The organism is Ureibacillus terrenus (assembly GCF_006569205.1).
In the GTDB taxonomy this organism is placed as follows: domain Bacteria; phylum Bacillota; class Bacilli; order Bacillales_A; family Planococcaceae; genus Ureibacillus; species Ureibacillus terrenus.
In genome coordinates this window covers 1-19479 of sequence record NZ_VIGD01000005.1, presented here as the reverse complement: position 1 = coordinate 19479, position 19479 = coordinate 1, and the positions used below count along the sequence as shown (strand labels likewise).

Genomic DNA, 19479 nt, shown 5'->3' with positions numbered 1-19479 from the left:
AGTGGTGCAGTTGGATTATAAACGGGATGTCATCATTACGGAAGTCTGTCCCCGCGACGGTTTCCAAAGCGTCAAAGAATGGATTCCGACCGGGACAAAAGTGGAAATTATCAATCGGCTGATCGACTGCGGTTACCGGCAAATAGAGGTGACGTCATTTGTTCATCCAAAGGCAATTCCCCAATTGCAGGATGCGGATGAAGTATTGAAACGGATTAAACGTTCAAAGAATGTGAAGCTGCGTGCGCTCGTCCCGAATGTCCGGGGATTGGAAAGGGCCATCGCCGCCGGTGTGGATAAAGTGAAGCTCATGCTGTCCGCTTCGGATTCCCACAGTCTGAGCAATGCAAACTGCACCACGGAACAGGCGCTGGAACGATTTACCCCCCTCATTGAACTGGCCAAGGAAAAGAAGATGGACGTTTCGGGATCCATCTCGGTGGCTTTTGGCTGCCCTTTTGAAGGGGAAGTGCCGATTGAACGCTTAACCATGATTTGTGAGCGGTACGAATCATTCGGCGTCACCGAAGTATCCCTTGCGGATACAACGGGCATGGCGAACCCGGCAAAAATTAAAAACACCGTACGCCGGTTAAAAGAGTCTTTTCCGGATTTTACGTTTTCATTGCATTTGCACAATACGCGCGGCATGGCCTTCGCCAATGCGGTTGCAGGCTATGAGGAGGGAATCATCCACTTTGACAGCTCGGCGGGAGGCTTGGGCGGCTGTCCATACGCCCCTGGAGCAAGCGGCAATATCGCCTCCGAAGATTTGATCCACGGATTCGAAGAGATGGGCATCAGGACGAATGTATCGATTGATAAGGTGCTGGACGCGGCGAAATATATTCAACAATTGCTCCCACATGCGGTGGACAGCTTCCTTTTGAAAGCAGGGAAATGCTCCGATCTGTCCGCAAAACCGAAAGGGCAGAAAAAAGTGGGCGTGTAAATTGGGGGGAAATGAATGAACAAGGAAACCATTGTGACGGAATTTGAAAGCTTCCAAATCAATAGTCTTCGCCGGTTGGGAAGTTCCGCCTCATTTTCGGAGCTGCCCTATACAGTTCTGATTTTGCTGGAATCCATCATCCGGAACCGGGAAAAGACCGGGATTGGCGAGGAAGAGCTGGAAGAAATATTGAAATCTGCAGCGGAGAAAAAAAGGATGGATATCCCGTTTGTTCCGACGAGGGTGATAATGCAGGACGCTTCGGGGATTCCCGCTTTGGTCGATCTGGTTTCATTGAGGGGGAAAGTGAGGGATTGGGGGATGGATCCCTCACATGTCCATCCGGAAATACCGGTCGCCCTGGTGATCGATCACTCCGTCCAAGTGGATGATTACGGATCTGAAGGGTCCTTTGAGAGAAACTTGAACCTTGAATACGCACGCAACAAGGAACGCTACGGGTTATTGAAATGGGCCCAAAACGCCTTCAAAGGTTTATCCGTCGTCCCTCCTGGAAACGGAATCATCCATCAGGTAAATTTGGAGTATTTGACGAAAATTATTGAACTGGATTCAAAAACCAATATGGCTTATCCGGAATTGATCATCGGTACTGATTCCCATACGACAATGGTCAATGCTTTGGGGGTTCTCGGCTGGGGAGTCGGGGGCATTGAAGCGGAGGCCGCGATGCTGGGGCTTCCGATCAGCATCGCAATGCCGGAAGTGATAGGCGTTGAAATAAAGGGACGGCCCAAGGAGGGAGTAACCGCAACGGACATTGCTTTGACGTTGACGCAGATGCTTCGCAAGCGCAACGTAGTCGGAAAATTTGTGGAATTTTTTGGTCCCGGATTAAAAGAACTTTCGGTTCCCGATCGCGCGACCATTTCGAATATGGCTCCCGAATATGGGGCGACTTGCGGTTTCTTCCCGGTGGATGAGGAAACATTAAAATATTTGCGCTTGACGGGCAAACCGGAAGAGGATGTGGCCCGCGTCGAACACTATTGCAAAGCCCAGGGATTGTTCTATACAGGGGAAAATTCCCGAAATAAACAATATGACGACGTTTTGGATTTTGACTTGGGAATGGTTGAGCCGAGCGTTGCCGGGCCGAAACGTCCGCAAGACCGGATTCCGCTGCAATTGACAAAAGATTCGTTTCCCGTTCCCCTATCTTCGGGAAGCGGGAAAAAGGCAATCGTCAATGGGGTGACGCTTGAAGACGGATCGATTGTTATCGCGGCGATCACGAGCTGCACGAACACATCCAATCCTTTCAATATGATTGGGGCGGGATTGCTGGCCAAAAAGGCGGTTGAACGGGGATTGTCGGTTTCTTCGGCGATTCAGACCAGCCTATCGCCCGGTTCCAAAGTGGTGACGGGTTATTTGGAAAAGACGGGATTGATGCCGTATTTAGAAAAATTGGGATTTCATTTGACCGGTTACGGTTGTTCGGTTTGCGTCGGAAATACGGGAAGCCTGGATCCTGCCGTTGAACACGCTGTTCAGCAATCGGATTTGACCGTCGCGGCCGTGCTGAGCGGTAACCGCAATTTTGAAGGGCGCATCCACCCCCTTGTCAAAGCGAATTATTTGGCTTCCCCGCCGCTCGTCATTGCATATGCGATAGCCGGAACGATGAATATCGATTTGACAAGCGAGCCCATCGGAAAAGGAAAAAATGGCGAAGATGTATATTTGAAGGATATTTGGCCGAAATCCGAAGAAATCATCCGCCTGATCGGCCAATCCATATCATCGGATTTGTTCCAAACGGCTTATCGGAATATCTTCGCCGGAAATGAAAAATGGCAGGCCCTTCCGTACAAAGAACAGCCGGTGTTTGAATGGGATGAACGATCCTCCTACTTTAAGCCATCCCCGTTTTTCGGCGATGCGGAAGGAGAAAGGGCCGGCAATATTGCCGATGCCCGTGTGTTATTGGTGCTAGGCGATTCGATTACAACGGATCATATTTCCCCTGTAGGCAGCATCCCAAAAGACAGCATTGCCGGAAAATATTTATTGGAACAAGGGGTTGCGGCATCCGAATTCAACACTTTCGGTTCCAGGAGAGGAAATCATGAAGTGCTTGTCCGGGGAACGTTTTCAAATATACGGCTGAAAAATGCTCTCAGCAGCAGGACGGGCGGCTATACCCGCCATTTTCCGAGCGGGAAAGAAATGGATGTTTATACGGCAGCCCAATTGTACAAAAAGGACAATATTCCGTTGATCATCATTGCAGGACAAGAATACGGCACAGGAAGCGCCCGCGACTGGGCGGCGAAAGGAACGTATTTACTCGGTGTCAAAGCGGTGATTGCGGAAAGCTTCGAGCGCATTCACCGGAGCAATCTGGTCATGATGGGCGTTCTTCCCGTTCAATTTATGCCGGGTGAAAACGCTGAATCCCTGCAGTTGACCGGTGAAGAACTGTATAACATTTACGGTTTGGAGGAGCCGCTCGCTCCATTCAAAAAAGTGGAAGTGGAAGCGGTGAAACAGGATGGCTCGAAGCGGGTCTTCCAGGCCGTTTTGCGTTTGGATACGAAACATGAAATTGAACTTTACCGAAAAAGAGGGATTTTCAGAAGCATAATTCAAAAATGGAAACAACAAGTGAAAGTATAGCGGCTCAAGCCGTTTAAAAAACAAGCGGGATGGGGGAGAAAGAATGACAATAACGGTGCAAAATTTCACAAGACAATATATTAATGGCCAGTGGAGGGAAGGGGGAAGCAGCGGCATCATAAAAAATATCAACCCTTACACAGGTGAGGAACTTTTGACCATCAAAGGGGCAAACCATGCTGATTTGGACGATGCATACAGTGCGGCGCAAAAGGCTCAGCCCATCTGGGAGTCGATGCCGTTAATCGAAAAAAAACGGCTGTTTGAACGTTTAATCGATGTGCTGCAGGAAAAAAGGGAAGAAATTATCCAATGGCTGATTCAGGAATCGGGCAGCACTTTGTTGAAAGCGACGTCCGAATTTGAATCTTCCTTAAGGATGGTGAAGGAATCCGCAAGTTTTTTGACGCGCATAAAAGGCGAAATTCTGCCTTCCCATATTCCTAATAAAGAAAACCGGGTTTACCGCACGGCCAAAGGCGTTATTGGCGTGATCGGCCCCTGGAACTTTCCGTTCTTATTGACGATGCGTTCCGTTGCGCCTGCGATAGCTGTCGGAAACAGCGTGGTCATTAAACCCGCTTCAGATACGCCTGTCACATCGGGATTGATGTTTGGCGTAATATTTGAGCAGGCAGGTTTTCCGGAAGGGCTTGTCAATGTGATCGTTGGCCGGGGCTCTGAAGTCGGAGACGCTTTTGTATCCCATCCAATCCCATCGATGATATCATTTACCGGCTCGACGGAAGTGGGCCGCCGGGTAGGTGAGCTGGCAGGCAAGTATTTGAAGGATGTGGCGCTTGAACTGGGCGGGAATAACGCCATGATTGTACTGGATGATGCGAATATTGAAAAGGCGGCAAAGGCAGCGGCTTTCGGGAAATTTATGCATCAGGGCCAGATTTGTATGGCTTTGAACCGCATTATCGTAGACGAGTCCGTCCATGATGAATTCGTTGAAAAATTTGTTGACATCGTCAAGAAGCTCCGGGCGGGCAATCCGGTGGAAAAAACGACTTTTATTGGTCCGCTGATCAATCAGCAGCAAATCGAGCGCATTCAAAAGGACGTGCGGGACAGCGTAGCGCAAGGGGCAATGATTGTATTGGACGGGCCGGTGAAAAATCTGGTTATGTCGCCAATCGTGCTGACAAACGTGACAAATGATATGCCGATTGCAAAAAATGAAATTTTCGGTCCTGTTGCTTGCATCATTAAAGCGAAAGATGAAGAGGACGCGATCAGGATTGCAAATGATACTCCTTATGGTTTAAGCGGCTCGGTATTTACAGCCGATATCCACCGGGGCGTGGAAGTGGGCAAAAAAATGAAGACAGGAATGGTCCACATCAATGATCAGTCGGTCAATGACGAGGCCCATGTCGCATTCGGCGGGGAGAAAGATTCGGGCATTGGACGCTTCAACGGTGAGTGGGCAATTGATAAATTCACGACAACAAAATGGATCGGAGTTCAAAGCGGCTACCGCGAATATCCGATTTGATATACTAAAACTAAAGGAAAAAGCTCCCCTCTTCTGCGCAGGGGAGCAAAATTTTGCTCCGACGCAACATTCCCGGATGGAGAATTGAAAAACTGCACCCTGATTGTCGGGGTGCAGTTCATTTTCTCCATTATAATTTGAATAAATGGGCGATTTCCGGCGGCCGGGTTGGAGTTCGCAGGTTTTCATCATGATTCTCCGGTTAATTTATAGGTTTCATATGTCGTCCAGGATCCGTCTTCCAATTGATAGATGAGATGTATCCGGTCAATTTCTTCTTTTTCGTTGATGCCGATCATGCGCAATTGCGGAAAAATGTCATCATGTTCCGTTTCGGTCAAATCTCTGGCGATGGTGATGTGGGGAATGAAGACATGTTTTGGTTTGCCGATATTAATCTTGTTATATAAATCTTCGTGAATTTTTTGCAATTGCTCTGTCAGTTCGATTTTAAAATAAATCACGTTTGTCGCCGGGAAAAACGAACTGACTTTCGAAGCGTGAATTTCGAGCGGACCATATTGATCGGCGATGGATTTGATTTTATTGGAAATTTCTTCGATTTGCGATTCTTCCACATCAAAAGGCTCTTTCAACGTGATATAGGGCGTGATTTTTGTATAATGGGAATCGTATCGCTTCCGGTAAGTATTCGCCAAATCCTGCAATTTTTTAGATGGAAAAGCCACAACGCTCAACTTCATCCGCTTTCCTCCCTGAAATGCAAATTTTACTTAAGTATAGCAAAATATGCTCGGAAGATGCACGATTTTTATATTCCAAAAGTATTGCTGAGGGCTTTTCTTAGTTCCGGTTTCCACGTTTTCCACGTATGATTTCCTTCCAGCTCTTCATAAATCATATGCCGATAATTTTTGGATACCAGCAATTGATGCAATTTCCGGTTCGGTGTAAGGAAATCTTTGATGTCTTTGTAAAAAGTGACGGCTTCGTCTTCTTGCTTTCCGACCGTATGATAAATAATCAAAGAGTCCCTTGTCGGTGTTTCTTCGACAATTTTTAATACCGAATCATCTACATAGGGAGATTGCAAGATGACTTTTCCAAAAATATTCGGATATTTTAAAGCGGCCAGAAGCGAAACGGTTGCGGCCATGGAATCTCCGATCAACCCTCTGCTTGCTGCGGTACCTGCTGTCGAAAATTCCTTGTCGATGAACGGCACTAGTTCATGGGCCAAAAAATTCAAATATGCTTCATGCTGATCTCCCGTTGGGATGTATTTCCGTTTGCGATCTTGCGCATTCTTATAAGGAATTCCCACAATAATCAGGTTTTCGATTTCATAATCTTCAATTAATTCGTCGGCGATATGGGAAATTCCCCCCAATTGGAAATAGTCTTTTCCATCTGACGCGATCAAAGTGTTGTATTTATTGAATGGAGTATAATTTGCCGGAATATATATGAATAAATCAAATGTTTCATCAAGATGAAAGCTGTGTAGCGAAATTTTTTGTATAGTCCCTGTTTCCACCATTAGTCCTCCTTTAAATCCAGTTCATTATTGTATCACAACTTGAAAATATCATGTATTATGAAATAAGCGAATATTTTTACATTACAAATAGAAAAATCCAATAAGAAGCGGGGATTCAAATATGAAAAAAAACAATAATAGAAGGGTTCATTCTCACGATGTGACGAAAGCAGCAAAGGAAGCATTGCTGAGAAGAGGAGTAAAAATTGAAGACATTGCGGAAATCGTTTATGAAATGCAATATCCATATAACGATGGCTTGACGCTGGAACATTGCATCAAATCCGTTGAGCGGGTTCTTTTAAAACGGGAAGTGCAGCATGCGATTCTGGTTGGGGTGGAATTGGATCAACTGGCGGAGAAAAAGATGCTTTCCCAACCGCTGCAATCCATCGTGGAAAGCGATGAAGGGCTCTTTGGCGTGGATGAAACGATTGCCTTGAGTTCTGTACTGACGTATGGCAGTATTGCGTTAACTACCTATGGCCATTTGGATAAAAATAAAATCGGCATTATTAAAAAGCTGGACACGAAATCCGGCAATGGAGTCCATACATTCTTGGATGACCTGGTGGCGAGCATCGCGGCTTGTGCCGCAAGCCGGATTGCCCATAAATTGAGGGACTTGGAAGAAGAGGGGGAAACCTTCAAAAGCGTTCCTCCGCATGAGTTGGGACCTGAAGGGGAAATGCTGCCGGTCGATGATGAACCTTGATCAGCAAAACAGGCTGGGTTTTGATGCCCAGCCTGTCCATTTATTTCAATATTTAATTGGCCATTTCCAAATTTGTATCATTTTCTTCATCTTCATTCGTCGATTGCCCTTTGAAATACAAAAAGGATTCGTCCTCCAGCTGATGGATTTTTTCTTCATTGATACCGATTGCCAAGGGTCCTGTAAACACGTCTTCCCACCAATATTTTGTCGTGACCATCATCATTTGCCCCCTCTTCATGGAAGTTCTTGTGAAGTATGCTTGTTTGTCAACTGGTAGTTCTTCAGCAAGTTGTAGTAATATAACTTGTAGTAATCAGTATGGGCAAAAAAATTTTTTTTATGTATTTTTGGAGGGAAATCATGAAACTCGATGCACATGAAGTAGAGAAGATGATTGAGGAGCAAAAAGAATTTTTTTATTCCGGGCAGACGAAGGAGATTGAATTTCGAAAAAAGCAATTAGCGAAACTGAAAAGGGCGATTCAAGAACATGAAAAAGAAATACTGAAAGCATTGAATCTGGATTTAGGAAAAAGCGAATTTGAAGCATATTCCAATGAAGTGGGGTTTGTCCTCAACAGCATCCGGCATATGCTCAATAACATCGATGAGTGGGCGAAACCGGTGGATGTCAGAACCCCTTTCCATTTTCAGCCGGCCAAAAGCTTCATTGTCAGAGAACCTTATGGCGCCGTATTGATCATCGGCCCATACAATTATCCTTTTCAGTTGGTCATGGAGCCGTTGATTGGAGCCCTCATCGGTGGAAATACGGCAATCGTTAAACCTTCCGAAGCGGCCATTCATACAACGGAAATCATCAAAAAAATCATTGAAGATACTTTCGAATCCCGTTACGTGCGGGTTGTCGAAGGGGGGGAAGAGGAAGTCAACCTTTTGATTCATGCGCCTTTTGATTATATTTTCTTTACCGGTAGTGTGTCCGTCGGAAAAATTGTGATGCGCGCCGCCGCGGAAAATTTGACGCCCGTCACCCTTGAGCTGGGAGGAAAAAGCCCTGCGATTGTGGATGAAAGTGCCGATTTGGACGTTGCGGCAAAAAGAATTGTTTGGGGAAAATTTAATAATGCCGGGCAGACATGTGTGGCGCCGGATTATGTGCTTGTTCATTCTTCCATTCATGATCGCTTTATCCAAAGATTGAAGAAAACCATTGTCCGCTTTTACGGAAAGGATCCCCAAAAAAGCAAAGATTATGGACGGATTATTAATGAGCGCCATTTTGACCGGCTTGCAAAATTGCTCCAATCGGAGAAACATAATATCGTTTTCGGAGGGAGAGCAGACCGGAGTGATTTATATATGGAGCCGACCATTTTTAAGAATATCCGTTGGGATAGCCCAATCATGGAGGATGAAATCTTTGGACCTCTTTTGCCGGTTATTCAATATGAAGATTTGGCAGCGGCGATTGGCCGCATCCGAAAGCTTCCCAAGCCGCTGGCAGCCTATCTCTTCTCGGAAAATGGACGGCATATCGATTATTTTATCCGGGAGTTGCCATTTGGCGGCGGTTGCATCAATGATACAGTCACTCATGTCGCCAACATCCATTTGCCTTTTGGCGGCGTCGGCCCATCCGGAATCAACCGATATCATGGAAAGGCAAGTTTCGAAACATTCACCCATGCAAAATCCATCATGAAGCGTTCCTCCAAATTCGCCAATGATTTATTATATCCGCCTTATAATCAAAAAGTAAAGCTGGTAAGAAAAGTGTTGAAATAATTGGAATATTGGGCAGCTATTGTGCTGGAAAACGGGATATTATAAAATATATTGATTGAAAATTCCAAAAAAACGGAAGGAATCAAACGCAATTCGACATATTTCGAAAAAATTCGTTTTTTTAGACGTTTTCCTTTTGTCGGATATTCCCCATTTTTGATATGATAATTAACATTAAATAATATTTTTTAAAAAGAACAGTGGAAGTACATGGTTCAATTAACAGTGATTTTTATCCAAACTAAGCATTTGGTCAATACGGAGGAAGAAAGATGATCACAGAAGAATTATTGAGCGTCATCCCAATAAAACATGTAATCGGACAATTGCCGAATACGATTAAAGATATTTCGAACGATTCAAGAAGCGTACAACCAAAAAGTTTGTTCGTTTGTATAAAAGGTTATACAGTGGACGGCCATGATTTTGCGCAAGATGCGGTAAACCAAGGGGCAACGGTGGTGCTTGCCGAAAGACCGCTGCAATTGGAAGGCAGCGTGGCTCAGGTGATTGTACCGGATACCAATCGCGCATTGGGGCTTATATCCGCCAAATTTTTTGATTATCCCTCCAAAGATTTGACGATGATCGGGGTAACGGGAACAAACGGCAAGACGAGCGTTTCGAACATCATCCACCAGATGTATGTCGGATTGGGGGAAAAATCCGCTTTGTCAGGGACGATCGGTTTTAATTTAAACGGCGTTCTGTATGAAACGGCCAATACGACAAGCGACGCGTTGAGCACGCAGCAGATGATTTTCCGGGCAAAGATGGAAGGCTGCTATTCCATGGTCATGGAAGTGTCTTCCCATGGTCTATCATTGGGAAGACTTGCTGGAGTTGATTTCGATGTGGCCGTATTTACCAATTTGACCCACGATCATTTGGATTTCCATGGCACCATGGAAGAGTACGGGTATGCCAAAGGCTTGTTATTCTCTCAATTGGGACAAGATTTAACGAAAAATAAAGCGGCGGTGTTAAACGCGGACGATCCGTGGTCCAAAAAATATGCGGCCATGACGCCTTATCCGATTTGGACGTATGGATTGAAGAACGAAGCGAACTTCCGCTCGGAAAACTGCGAATATAAAGATGGGCTCACAACCTTTGATATGATTACGCCGGAAGGAAGATTCCCGGTGTCGATGCAATTGTTGGGCGAATTTAATGTCTACAACGTGTTGGCTGCCACGGCTGTCTTATATTCCCGCGGTTATCCGATCGATGCAATCATTGAACAAATTGAAGTGCTGGAGCCGGTACGGGGAAGAATGCAAAAAATCAAGACCGATTTGCCTCTACATATATTTATCGATTACGCGCATACGCCTGATGCCATTGAAAAAGCCATCGATGCGGCCATGCCGTATAAGAAGCCCGGAAATAAATTAATTTTCCTTGTAGGAACCGGCGGAAACCGGGATAAATCGAAACGTCCTGCCATGGCTGAAAAGGCATCCAGAGCGGATTATGTCGTATTGACAACCGATGACCCGCGTTTTGAAGATTATGACAGTATTACAGGGGATTTGGCAAAAGGAATGCTCCACAACAATTATGCCTGCATCGGCGACCGGGCGGAGGCTGTACGCCATGCCATCTCCGTTGCCGAACCGGGAGATGTCATCATTTTCGCAGGGAAAGGACACGAAGATTACCAAATTATCGGCAACAAAAAATATCCTCACAGCGATGCGGAAATCGCATTGGAAGCAGCAAAATTAAAATTTGTTAAAGGATAAAGAATCCCTTTCCAGCCGTCTCAAAAAGATTGAGGCGGCTAAAATTATGGTGAACATCCAAAACTAAATAACATCCAATTCACAAACCGGGTTTTTCACCCCTGAAAGCAGAAAAAGGTTGTCGAAACAGGGCCGTTCTTTTATTATTGTTTACGTATGAAAAAAGGAGACGCAGAAAGATGAACTCAGATGTAAAACAAGAAATTTTAAAACGCAGAACTTTTGCAATCATTTCCCACCCGGATGCCGGAAAAACGACGTTGACGGAAAAGCTCCTGCTTTTTGGAGGAGCAATCCGTGCCGCGGGAACGGTCAAAGGAAAAAAGACCGGAAAATTTGCTAAAAGTGACTGGATGGAAATTGAAAAGCAACGGGGAATTTCCGTCACATCCTCCGTGCTGCAATTCGATTATGACGGTTATCGGGTCAATATTTTGGATACGCCTGGGCACCAGGACTTTTCGGAGGATACATACCGCACGCTCATGGCGGTGGACAGTGCGGTCATGGTGATTGACGCGGCAAAGGGGATTGAATCGCAAACGATTAAATTGTTCAAAGTTTGCCGCATGCGCGGAATCCCGATTTTCACATTCATCAATAAATTGGACCGCCAAGGGAAAGAACCGCTTGAATTGATTGAAGAAATCGAGGAAGTTCTTGAAATCCAAGCCTATCCAATGAACTGGCCGATCGGGATGGAGAAAGAGTTTTATGGCATTTATGACCGCTTCCATCAGCGGATTGAACAATTCCGCGCCGATGAAAGCGACCGGTTTTTGCCATTGGATGAAAATGGGGAATTGGCAGTCGATCATCCGATGAAGGAAACTTCCTATTACACACAGGCAATGGATGATATCCGCCTGCTGGACGAAGCGGGAAATCCTTTTTCAGAAGAAGATATTCTCCGCGGCGAGTTGACGCCGGTATTTTTCGGTTCCGCCTTGACCAACTTTGGTGTGCAAACTTTCCTGGAAACTTACTTGCAGTTTGCCCCTGCTCCGCAGCCGAGATCGACGGATGAGGAACAGTTGATTGATCCGATGGAGCATGAAGATTTTTCCGGATTTATTTTTAAGATTCAGGCCAATATGAACCCGGCCCATCGTGACCGGATTGCTTTTGTCCGAATCGTATCCGGAAAGTTTGAACGCGGTATGAACGTTACGTTGGCCCGCACCGGGAAGACATTTAAAGTGACCCAATCCACGCAATTTTTGGCGGAAACCCGCGAGACGGTGGATGAAGCGGTGGCGGGGGACATCATCGGCCTTTACGATACGGGAACATATCAAATTGGCGATACGGTCGTTGGCGGCAAGAAAATTTTCCAATTTGAAAAATTGCCGCAGTTTACGCCGGAACTTTTTGTGAAAGTCAGTCCGAAAAACGTCATGAAATCGAAACAGTTCCATAAGGGAATCTTGCAGCTTGTGCAAGAGGGAGCGATCCAGTATTATAAAACTCTTCATACGGAAGAAATCATTCTTGGCGCGGTAGGGCAATTGCAGTTTGAAGTGTTTGAGCACAGAATGAAGAATGAATACAACGTGGAAGTGGTCATGCAGCCAATCGGATCCAAAATTGCCCGTTGGATCAAAAACGAGGAAGATGTAAAAGAATCGATGTCTTCTTCCCGTTCCATGCTAGTGAAAGACCGTTTCGGCAAACTGGTCTTTTTGTTCGAAAACGATTTTGCGTTGCGCTGGTTTTCCGAGAAAAACGAGCATATCCAATTATATAGCTTGTTATAAGCAAGCGGTATTTTCTATTCATAAAAAAGAGCGGATGTGGAAATATTCCTTTTCCATCCGCCTTTTTTTATGGATAGACTAATAAAGTTGAAGACAAAGGGTAAAGATTTATTGTGAACTTGCACTCTTATTTCTGATGAAAATAAACAATCTCAAATTTATTGACAAATATAAAATACAATGAAGAATAAAAGGAAAATGGAAACATTTCAGAGAATATATAGTTACTAGAAAAAGGTGATGGAGGATGCGGCGATGGCGGTTCATTTTTTCACAGGTTTTCCCGGCTTTATAACAAGACAGTTGGTTCGTGAAATGTTTTCAGCAAATGTGGCGGACTCCGTTTATGTATTGGTGTTAAAAACGGAAAGGGAAAAAGCGGAAGAGGTGCGGAGGCAGCTATTGGAAGAATATCCCGGACGGACCATTGAAATTTTTGAAGGCGATATCACATTGCCCAATTTGGATTTGAATGAAGAAGCGATAGAAAAAATTGTTCAGGAAACGCAATATTTCTGGCATTTGGCGGCGATTTACGATTTGGCGGTCCCACGGGATGTGGCATGGAAAATCAATGTCCATGGAACCTCCAATGTGAATGATTTCGTAAAAACACTGCCCCGTTTGAAACGGTATATGTATTTCAGCACCGCTTATGTGGCCGGGAGAAGGGAAGGGGTTATTCTTGAAACGGAGCTGATTCGTCCCGATTCCTTTAAGAACCATTATGAAGAAACGAAATTTGAAGCGGAGCTGTTGGTGAATGACTTGGTGGATGAAATTCCGTTGACCATCATCCGGCCGGGCATTGTAATCGGGCATTCGGTTACAGGGGAAACAAACAAATTTGACGGTCCATATTTCTTTTTAAACTTGATCGATCGTATCAGCTTCCTTCCCTTTATTCCTTACATCGGGAAATCCACGGCGAGGATTAACGTCGTGCCTGTCGATTATGTTGCAAAAGCGGCCATTTACCTTTGCCAAAATGAAGAAGCGAGCGGAAAAACGGTTCATTTGACGGATCCGAATCCGCATCCGGTACAGGAAGTATACAGGACGATGGTAAAAGAAATGACAGGAAAATTTCCGAAAGGAAGAATCCCGCTTTCATTCGCTAGAGCAGGTCTGCAAATGAAATCCGTTCGGACGATGCTCGGAGTGGAAAAAGAAACGATCGACTACCTGACTTGGCATGCGGATTTCGATTGTTCGATTGCCTTGGCATTGTTATCAAAAGGAAATATTACATGCCCTGATTTTTTGAAAATAATACCTGCAATGGTGCGGTTTTACAAAGAACATAAACACAATACACAATTTCAAATTCCCATCAAATAAAATCAATTGCAATTGGATTTTTCGGCTGGTATACTTGTTTTACGGAAAATCGAATATTGCCATTGACACTGTCAAAGGGGAGTAGCTATAAGTATTTAGCCTGTCTAAATACTTACTTCATATTCGTCATTACATGGCAGTTTGCCATCGGATATGAAAGCAAATTGATTGAAATTTGCTTAGCAAGACCTTTGCCTATTAGGCAAAGGTTTTTTCTTTTGCCTAAAAATGCTTTCTTCCTAAAATAAGTAGAAGTGAATTCGGTTGGGCATACAAACATTAAGGAGGAGTATTCTGTGGAAGCAATCATTTTGGAATATTTGTGGGTCTTGGTTGTTCTTGTGATGCTGGAAGGGTTATTGGCAGCGGATAACGCAGTGGTCATGGCTGTCATGGTGAAACATTTGCCGCAGGACCAGCAAAGAAAAGCGCTGTTTTATGGACTGTTTGGGGCATTTATTTTCCGCTTTGTGGCGCTATTCTTAATTACAGTATTGGTAAATTATTGGGAAATTCAGGCAATTGGTGCCGCTTATTTGTTGTTTATTGCCGTTAAAAATATTTACGAAAAGAAATTCAAGAAAGAAGAACAAGAAAAGGCGATTGACCAACATCTGCAAAAAGGGAAAGGCTTATGGGCGACCGTTTTAAAAGTGGAGTTTGCGGACATCGCATTTGCGGTGGATTCCATGCTTGCTGCCGTAGCCATCGCAGTTACATTGCCGAAAGTGGGGGATTTCCATATCGGTGGAATCAATGCGGGGCAATTTACAGTGATGTTTCTTGGCGGCATCATCGGGATGGTTTTAATGCGTTTTGCAGCGCAATGGTTTGTCAAATTGTTGAACAACTATCCGGAGTTGGAAACGGCGGCTTTCTTGATTGTGGGATGGGTCGGCATTAAACTGGTTGTTTTGACATTATCCCATCAAAAAGTCGGCGTATTGCCCCATGATTTTCCACATTCAGCTCCTTGGGAAATTACATTCTGGGTCGTTTTAGTTTCCATCGCTCTTGGGGGATGGATTACGAGCGTTGCCAAGAAAAAAAAGCATAAAAAAGAAGGGGCGAAATCAGGAGAGGGACAGCTGTAGCAGCTGTCCCTCTTTATTTTCTGTAATTTTTTTCTTATACTACTTATACTACTAAAATGTATCTTTGAGGATAAAGAGGGCGAAACCAATGGCAACCAAGTCCATAAAAACTAAGCAAATAACGCCTTTTCAGCTGCTGGTGGCATTTTATTTTCTTGCCATACTGTTCTCCTTCTTGTTATTGCGCATTCCGGCAGTCTATCAGGAGGGAAAGGAAGTATCGGCCCTTGATTCGCTTTTTACGGCGGTGAGCGCCATCAGTGTAACGGGACTGACCGTTTTTAATGTAGCGGATACGTTTACAAATTTTGGGGTGCTTGTATTATTGATCATCGTGCAATTGGGTGCGATCGGTGTAATGTCTTTTGGCACCTTTATCTGGCTGCTCATCGGCAAACGGATCGGTTTGAGGGAAAGACAATTGATCATGATCGATTTTAATCAGCCTCAGCTTGCCGGTGTCGTCCGGCTCTTGAAAGAAATCATCAAAATTTTGTTTTTGATCGAAACCGTCGGCACGCTGATTTTAAGCATCCATTTTTTGAGATACTTCGATACTTGGCCGGAAGCCTTTAAACATGGTTTGTTTGCCGCGATTTCCGCAACGACAAACAGCGGATTTGACATTACCGGTGAAAGTTATAAGCCTTTCTACTATGACTATTTTGTCCAATTTATATCAATGATTTTAATTGTGCTTGGGGCAATCGGGTTTCCGGTGCTTGTCGAAGTGAAGCATTATTTGACGAAGAAAGATCCGGCCTTCCGCTTCAGTTTATTCACGAAAATTACGACGGCGACATATGGCGTATTGTTTGTGGTAGGGGCCGTTGTGATTCTCATCAGCGAATCGTTTTATTCAATGAGAGGCCTGCCGTGGCATGAAAGACTCTTTGCTGCGATGTTCCAATCGGTTTCTACAAGATCTGCGGGTTTGACGACGATAGACGTGGAATTGTTCAATGAAGCGACGGACATTTTTTTGAGCTTTCTAATGTTTATCGGTTCATCTCCCAGTTCTGTAGGCGGCGGGATTCGGACAACCACTTTTGCGATTGCCATGTTGTTTTTGATCAATTTTGCCAATGGAAGAAAAGAAATCCAGGTTTTTGGCAGGGAAATCTGCCTGGATGACATATTGCGGTCGTTTGTGGTGATCATTTTGGCCGCCTTCATGGTGTTGATGGCCACTATGGTATTGGTAATGACGGAGCCATATGCGACAACAACGGAAATCATTTTTGAAATCACATCCGCCTTCGGTACTTGCGGGATGAGCCTTGGAATTACGGAAAATTTATCGGGCGCCGGAAAGTTGATCATCATGGCGCTAATGTTTATTGGAAGGGTCGGTTTGATTTCATTCCTATACACTTTGGGAGGGAAAGCTCAAAAACCGAAGTATCGATATCCGAGAGAACGTATCATTATTGGCTAGAAGAAGGAACATCGGCTTATCCGAGGGGATGATGAAGGTAGGGTTTCTTTTTGTAGGATTGTAAAAATTTGATATTTCTGTAGAAAGAAAAAAGAATGCCCGATTGTGGATTTTTTGTGGATAAGTCAGTGGATAAGTTGGGATGAACTATCTGAGTCTTAAGACCTTAATGGTGCATGCAAAAAATATCCATAAATAAAGGGATAATAGATTGCAATGGAAATGGAGCAAATTCAAAAACGATCATCCAATCATGGGTTGGATGATTTTTTTATGGCATACTCGCAAGAAAAAATTTTTCCATAATAAATGGCCAAAGTTATAATCGCAATGATTACTTACATAAAATACAAGCATGCCAGTATTTCCTGTATTCTGATACCGCATTATTAGAATAATCTGAAAGTTTTCTTGCGAATATGAATACTTTTGTGCCTTATGTCATAATGTTGTGCAGGAAAAATTTTTTATAATAAAATAATTTAAGTAAATTAATAAGGTGAAGATTTGAAGATGGATTGAAATGAAAATGATTCAAAGGTATTATAGCTGTTTCTGCAATTAATTAATAAAAGGTAATTTTTACATAGACCATTGGTTCTATAATTATCAAAAAAATATATAGAAAATAAAATAAATGATATTAAAAAATGTCCAAAATTTGAAAATCAGTATATTATACTTATTTTATTCTTAATTATTTTATGAAATAATTTTTGTACAAAACCTAAATTAAGAAAATTTCGTAAAGTTGGAATTGAATGAATAGATTGTAGATAGAGAGAAAATGAGAATGAGATGAGTGAATGGGGAAGGGTGGGTGTTTCAAGATGAGCAACGCTACAATCATACCTCTGTTGGAAGAACTGTTCCAATATGAAGAACCTTTTTTAATACTGAATTCTTCGGGTATTATTGAGTCCATCAATCATAAAGCCGCCAATATCCTCAACTTGGATGAAGAAATCGGGAAGCCGCTTCCTATGGACGAGTTGTCCCGGTCCCGTTGGCATTCATTTTTGAAAAGGGTGCAGCAAGAAAAATATTCCTTTACTTCACTGAACATCAAAGGAAAAGATTCACGGTACAAAGAAATCAAAGTATTCGGAATGTTGATAAAAAAGAAGAATTTGATTTTCCTGAAAATATTGAACGAAGCTTTTGATTGCAAGCTTCAATTGGATGGGAGAAGTTTTCTGAACGATTTGCCATGCGGCATCATATTTTTCAAAGGAAATTCAATCATTGAAATCAATTCGCAAGCGATTGAATTATTAAACCTTGATTTGGAAAACATTTTCCATCTATCCTTTGATGCTTTTCTTTCCCAATATTTTGATAATAGCTTTAAAAAGTTGCAATTCATATCGGAATTAAAAACATTCGGACATGCATCTTTTGAAATTGCTCGAATGAACCGTGAAAATAAAGACAAGTTTTTATCATTGGATTGCAAGTATTTTTATTATATGGATTTGACGGTCGTATCCATCATCGACAAAACTGAAACGGTCAAGCTGCGGCAAAAAGTGAAAGAAATGGAGCATCTTAGCGAAATCGGAAAATTGTCGGCAACCATTACCCATGAAATCCGGAATGTCGTGACTTCATTGAAGGGTTTTATGGAACTATTGAAAGGAAATACAACGGATGACGGAAAAAGATATGTCCAAATTATCGAAAATGAGATGGAAAGAATGGAATCCACCCTTTCAGAAATCTTGTATTTGGCGAAACCGTCAAAAACGTACCACGAAAAAATTTCGCTGCTCCATGTGGTAAAGGAAGTCATTCAAATCATGCGGCCACAAGCCGATTCAAATGATATTGCCATTCGGTTGATTGCAGATGAAAACTGCGATTATGCGATGATCGGCAGCGTCAATCATTTAAAACAGATGTTCATCAATTTAGTAAAAAATGCGATTGAAGTCATGCCAAATGGTGGAACAATTACAATAGAGCTCAAACATCGCCATAACAAGATCCAGGTTTCCGTACAAGATGAAGGAAGCGGAATTCCAAAAGAATATTTAAACAAATTATTTACGCCATTTTTTACGACAAAAGACGACGGAACAGGATTGGGACTCTCGCTTGTAAAAAAAGTGGTAGACGAACATCATGGAAAAATTGCAGTAGAAAGCAAGGTCGATGTTGGTTCTACCTTTATTTTAGAATTTTATAGTTATACTGAGAATTATACTAGGTTTTATTACGATGACAATCAATTGAAAAAATGGCTGAATGCCCAAAAATATAATTCTATTCAAGTAAATTGAGAATTGCTGAATCGACTGAGGAAAATAAACAGCTTAAAGGGGATTTGGCGCGGCCCGTTATAGAGCGACTTTGACAAATCTTTTCCCAAATCGCTATAATGCTTTATAGATATAGTATAAAGAGGATGATTTGTCTTGTCGCCAAATAACGATATTAAACAATCGCTAAAATTGTATATAGTGCTGTCACGGGCAAATAAAGCAATCAATGAAGTGACAAACCAGTTTTTTCAACAAAACGGCTTAAATCCTACGGAATTTGCGGTTCTGGAATTGTTATATCATAAGGGAAGGCAGCCGTTGCAAAAAATAGGAAGCAAAATTTTGTTGGCGAGCGGTTCCATTACCTATGTGGTCGATAAACTGGAAAAAAGGGGATTGATTAAGCGGGTTTCTTGCCCGACGGACCGCCGTGTGACTTATGCCGAAATTACGGAAGAGGGCGCGGCGTTTATGGAGAAGATTTTCCCCGAACATGAAAAGAACTTGCATGAATTGATGAGCGCTTTGACTCCGGAAGAAAAGGAAACCGCCATTGAATTGTTGAAAAAATTGGGGTTATCCATAAAAGATTTATCTTATTGAAATCGTAATAAAAAGAGGCTGGGACAAAACTAGCTTCAAAATAGGAAAAAGGAGAATTTGAGCCAACTCAAATTCTCCTTTTTCCATTTCTCTCCATTATTTTTGGTCAGTTGATCTTTGTTGGCCGTGTATTTCCGTAAATTCACGGCCATTAAGGCAATCCCCAT

At 43.2% G+C, this 19479-nt stretch carries 15 protein-coding genes; 12 read left to right on the top strand and 3 right to left on the bottom strand.

The window, feature by feature from the left end; translation table 11 throughout:
- Positions 1-4 precede the first annotated feature (4 nt).
- Genes FKZ59_RS04940 through FKZ59_RS04930 form a run of 3 tightly spaced genes read left to right on the top strand, consistent with a single transcriptional unit; the run spans position 5 to position 5099 of the window.
- Positions 5-952, top strand: coding sequence for a hydroxymethylglutaryl-CoA lyase (locus FKZ59_RS04940; protein WP_408057449.1), 948 nt, complete (start codon positions 5-7; stop codon positions 950-952).
- 15 nt (positions 953-967) lie between these two features.
- Entirely contained in the window at positions 968-3595 is a 2628-nt protein-coding gene (gene acnA, locus FKZ59_RS04935; protein WP_141601644.1) for an aconitate hydratase AcnA, read from the top strand.
- 43 nt (positions 3596-3638) lie between these two features.
- A complete protein-coding gene (locus tag FKZ59_RS04930) occupies positions 3639-5099 on the top strand; it encodes an aldehyde dehydrogenase family protein (protein ID WP_141601643.1) in 1461 nt (486 codons plus the stop codon).
- Between the two features lie 188 nt (positions 5100-5287).
- On the opposite strand, the gene FKZ59_RS04925 is transcribed toward FKZ59_RS04930, so the two are convergent.
- Together FKZ59_RS04925 and FKZ59_RS04920 are read right to left on the bottom strand one after the other, a co-directional pair.
- The gene (locus FKZ59_RS04925) at positions 5288-5803 is read right to left on the bottom strand and encodes a 2'-5' RNA ligase family protein (RefSeq protein WP_141601642.1); all 516 of its coding nucleotides are present in this window, start codon (positions 5801-5803) and stop codon (positions 5288-5290) included.
- Positions 5804-5871: 68 nt separating this feature from the next.
- Positions 5872-6597, bottom strand: coding sequence for an alpha/beta hydrolase (locus tag FKZ59_RS04920; RefSeq protein ID WP_141601641.1), 726 nt, complete (start codon positions 6595-6597; stop codon positions 5872-5874).
- Between the two features lie 124 nt (positions 6598-6721).
- Between FKZ59_RS04920 and FKZ59_RS04915 the strand changes: the two genes are divergently transcribed.
- A complete protein-coding gene (locus FKZ59_RS04915) occupies positions 6722-7315 on the top strand; it encodes a phosphatidylglycerophosphatase A family protein (protein ID WP_141601640.1) in 594 nt (197 codons plus the stop codon).
- 52 nt (positions 7316-7367) lie between these two features.
- Here FKZ59_RS04915 and FKZ59_RS14670 read toward each other — a convergent pair whose 3' ends face one another.
- A complete protein-coding gene (locus tag FKZ59_RS14670; RefSeq protein ID WP_181733197.1) occupies positions 7368-7538 on the bottom strand; it encodes a hypothetical protein in 171 nt (56 codons plus the stop codon).
- A gap of 140 nt (positions 7539-7678) precedes the next feature.
- On the opposite strand from FKZ59_RS14670, the gene FKZ59_RS04910 reads away from it, so the two are divergent.
- From FKZ59_RS04910 to FKZ59_RS04875, 8 genes are all read left to right on the top strand, one after another.
- Positions 7679-9067: an aldehyde dehydrogenase gene (locus FKZ59_RS04910; protein ID WP_141601639.1), complete on the top strand. Its 1389-nt coding sequence runs from the start codon at positions 7679-7681 to the stop codon at positions 9065-9067.
- Positions 9068-9339: 272 nt separating this feature from the next.
- Positions 9340-10815: a UDP-N-acetylmuramoyl-L-alanyl-D-glutamate--2,6-diaminopimelate ligase gene (locus tag FKZ59_RS04905; RefSeq protein WP_141601638.1), complete on the top strand. Its 1476-nt coding sequence runs from the start codon at positions 9340-9342 to the stop codon at positions 10813-10815.
- 179 nt (positions 10816-10994) lie between these two features.
- Positions 10995-12572, top strand: coding sequence for a peptide chain release factor 3 (locus FKZ59_RS04900; protein WP_141601637.1), 1578 nt, complete (start codon positions 10995-10997; stop codon positions 12570-12572).
- Positions 12573-12827: 255 nt separating this feature from the next.
- Positions 12828-13913 carry an SDR family oxidoreductase gene (locus tag FKZ59_RS04895; protein WP_141601636.1) on the top strand — a complete coding sequence of 362 codons (1086 nt, stop codon included), beginning with the start codon at positions 12828-12830 and terminating at the stop codon, positions 13911-13913.
- A 296-nt stretch (positions 13914-14209) separates the two neighbouring features.
- Complete coding sequence (locus FKZ59_RS04890; protein WP_141601635.1) at positions 14210-15007, top strand: TerC family protein; 798 nt, start codon at positions 14210-14212, stop codon at positions 15005-15007.
- Positions 15008-15095: 88 nt separating this feature from the next.
- A complete protein-coding gene (locus FKZ59_RS04885; protein ID WP_141601634.1) occupies positions 15096-16445 on the top strand; it encodes a TrkH family potassium uptake protein in 1350 nt (449 codons plus the stop codon).
- A gap of 830 nt (positions 16446-17275) precedes the next feature.
- Positions 17276-18727, top strand: coding sequence for an ATP-binding protein (locus tag FKZ59_RS04880; RefSeq protein WP_181733180.1), 1452 nt, complete (start codon positions 17276-17278; stop codon positions 18725-18727).
- Between the two features lie 135 nt (positions 18728-18862).
- Positions 18863-19312: a MarR family winged helix-turn-helix transcriptional regulator gene (locus tag FKZ59_RS04875; protein WP_141601632.1), complete on the top strand. Its 450-nt coding sequence runs from the start codon at positions 18863-18865 to the stop codon at positions 19310-19312.
- Positions 19313-19479: the final 167 nt, after the last annotated feature.